The organism is Nocardia sp. NPDC059154, from assembly GCF_042755705.1.
In the GTDB taxonomy this organism is placed as follows: domain Bacteria; phylum Actinomycetota; class Actinomycetes; order Mycobacteriales; family Mycobacteriaceae; genus Nocardia.
In genome coordinates, this window is sequence record NZ_JBHZCS010000176.1 from 1 (window position 1) to 3,321 (window position 3,321).

A 3,321-nucleotide genomic window follows, 5' to 3' on the forward strand; every position below is an offset into this window, starting at 1 on the left:
CCTCTGCCTCCCGGGACAGTCGGATACGTCCGAGTATCCGTTTCCCTACATGTTCGTTGCTCACACGTAAGTTGTACATGTTCGACCGTCGACATGTCAACTGCCGGAGAACTACACATCCGAATATAGACCTGACCGGCGACGTTACAACCTCCACGCTGGGAGAGAGTGAGCGGAGAGAAGTGCAGGGCGTACCCCGTACCGCAAGGCACAGGAGCACCCCTCACGCCGGTCGGTCGGTCGCTTCGGTCGTTTGGTTTGCACGCCCGCCGGGGATTACTCGGCAGGCCGGGACTGGGATACTGCACAGAGCCCGGACATGGACGCAGAGCACGGGTAACCCGGTTGCCGTCCAACGATCCACCCGGCAACAACGCCAGGGCACTCCGAGTCCGCCGTTACGTGCGGCTCTGTGTCATCGGAAAAGGTGCAGTGGCCCCTCTGACGGGCGACGGCACCGCTAGTGAAGCGGCCCAACCGTGGAGTTACGACGGTCGCAGCGCAGCAAGCGGGGAAGATGGCTGAATAGCCGAATGCGGTAGGCTCACGCCTACGGCGTCGGTCTGCTAGTACCAGATCCTCGCCCAGGCCCCCGGCGGCGTTGAGCGCTTCCGGGGGCTGACTTGTCTTCGGGGACTGTAACACACGGGTGACGACCTACCGGCGCTTGAACGTCGCACTCTGCCGCTTCTGCTCAACGCGGATCGCTTGCATCACTTCCGAGGCGCTAGCGCCTGTGTGGACGTTGTAGATCGGGCGGAGACGCATATACCGCTCTAGCGTCTCCTCAGTCAGGAAACCCTGGCCCCCACCCTGCGCCGGCTGAAGGCTGGAACCGGCGAAGTCCTGAAGTTGCTTCGGAGAGTTGAAGATCGGTTCAGGCGTGTTCGACATGTTCACGGCCATACCGCCCGGAGGCAGCCAGCCGCCCGTGTCGTACACAGCGGCGGACTTCAGGTTCTTCACCCAGTCCGGGACCTCTCGCTTCGAGTTGTACCCGAGCTGTCCCGCGAACGCGTTGGCACCGAACGTGCCGATGTTCTGCAACGCTTGAGCCACCGACGTACCGGACTCGGTGTCATCCGAGTTCACAAGCGCCACAGCTTGATCGGCAACATCCCACCAGCGAGACCCCGAGATCTTGTCGGGGAGCTGAGTCTTGAACGCGTCGAAGGCAGCACCCGCGGTGCTGGATGCCCAGGTGGTGAAGATGTCCTTGACCGTCTTCGCCGACGACTTCGAAGAGTCGTTGTTCTCCAGCTTCGAAATCGCTTCCTGAAGCGCGATATCCGAGACTTGCTTGTCAGCATCCGTGGACGCCGGGTTGTCATACACCTCGTTGCGGGACTTGTTCGCTTGCTCTACCGCTTGCAGAAGCGACGCATACGACTTCTCGTTGTCGGTGTACTTCTTGGACAACGCGGGTGCTTGGGGAGCGACCCGAGACCCGCCTAGCGACTGCCCGGCTTTGTCCTTCTCCTCTTGCTTCTTGACCACGGCGTCTTGAGCGTCCGCAACGTCGAGATCCGCTTTGCGTTTGTCGGAGGCGGAGGCATCCGACTTGGCGTACGTCTCGTCGCGTCGCTTCTTTGCTTCGTCCACAGCGATCGTGAGCCGTTCCAGCTCACGTTCGTTGGCGTCGGTCCATGTCGAGATGGTTCCACCGGTCGTCAACGATCCGATACCCGCAACCAACGAGTTCGGAAGATGGAACTTGTACGGGAACTGGGAATCACCCGCACCCGCACGGCCTGCACCGATGCCCGAAGTGCCGTACTGGCCTCCGGACTCCACGTTGAGGCCCGCAATCGTGCCGGCCATGTGTTCTTCTGACACACCGACCTGGAACCAAGTCCCGGACGGACCGAGACCGGACACCAAACCTGCTGTGGCACCACCGATCAGAGACGTCGTGGTGTAGATACGTTTGGCGACCTTGCCGAGACCCATCGCAACCTGCTGAAGGAAGCCGATGAATCCGGAACAGTCGAAGTTGTTGAGACCAACACCGGACCAGAAATACTTGTGGCCTTCGGCTTCCTGGGCAGCCTTGACCGCATCCGAGACACCAGCAGGCATGGCAGCGCCACCCTCAGCGAACCTGAGCCCGCCGGCCAGTGCCCGAGAGCGAAGGTTGTACATCGCACCTTGCCCACCGACCGCGTCAACCTCACGCGCGGTCCACACATGCTCACCATGTGATAGAAGCGCAGGAATCGAGTCAGAGGTACCGGTGCCCGCGCCGTTGATAGGTCCGCCGGTAGCGCGGTGCGCCGGAGGAAACACCATAGGTGCACGCCACTCGCCGGAAGCCGTAGCTTCGGCGTACGTGATGTTGACGGTTTTATCCGGGATCTTCAGAGAAACAAGGTTCTGAAGCTTGGTGAGGACTTCATCAAGCTTCGGGGCCTTGAGCTTTACCTCACCCGGCTTGGCGTTGATCTCGTCTAGTTTTACACCAGCCTCATCCAGCGCCTTCTTTACTTCTTCAGACTTCGTCCACTCCAGCGGGATTTCAGTAACGCCTGAATTCGCTTTGAGAAGATCCTGGATGACCGCGAGACGTTGTGTCGTCTCGTCAGCGCCCTTCAGGTTCGCTGTGATCTCGATGTCTCGTTGAACGAGTCCCTGAGCATCCGCAATCTTCTTGATGCCATCGGCACCGAGACCGGTAGCCGTTCCGAGTTCTTCGTACTTGGTAGCGAGATCCGCGAATACCGGTCCCAGATCTCCACCTGCATTCGCGACCTTCAGAACCTTGTCGCGAAGAGTGTCCAACTGGGTTTGGAGCCGATCACCGTTTTCGGTCTTCGTGGACAGCTTGCCGTTTTCGTCAAGCAGCCCTTCACCGAAGCCCTTGGTTTGGTCCCAGGTTTCCTTAGTCGCCTCCGTGGTCTCACGGAGCGTCCGGTTGTAGTCCTGCATAGCCTTGTCAAGCTGCACTGGCCTACCGGCGATCACGTCCAAGGTGTCCTTCATAGCGTTCAGACGATCGTCCGCAGTAGACGATTCATCCGCCAACACCTTGATGGCCGAAGAAAGCGTGCCGAATCCCGGAGTCGAGTTCTTCGCCTCGTTGGTGGCCTTCTGAATCTCGTCCCGGGTTCGCTTGATAGCGTCCAGAGCGGTACGGCCAGAGTCGCCGGTCTTTTCGAGACCAGCCACGAGGGCTTCATACTTAGGACCACCCGAAGCGATGACCGAACCAAGGTCGGACATCTCAAGCTTGGTATCACCCAGAACCTTGTTCAGCGCTTCTTGCTGTTCGATCGCAGTCTTACGGCTGGAGAAGTCTTTGAGGAACGCGCTGGAGATCGGGTC

General features: G+C 59.8%; 1 pseudogene. It reads right to left on the minus strand.

Features of this window, described 5'->3' with window-relative positions:
* Window positions 1–657 precede the first annotated feature (657 nt).
* Window positions 658–3,321, minus strand: a pseudogene (locus ACFXN1_RS51535) (hypothetical protein); the annotation flags it as partial.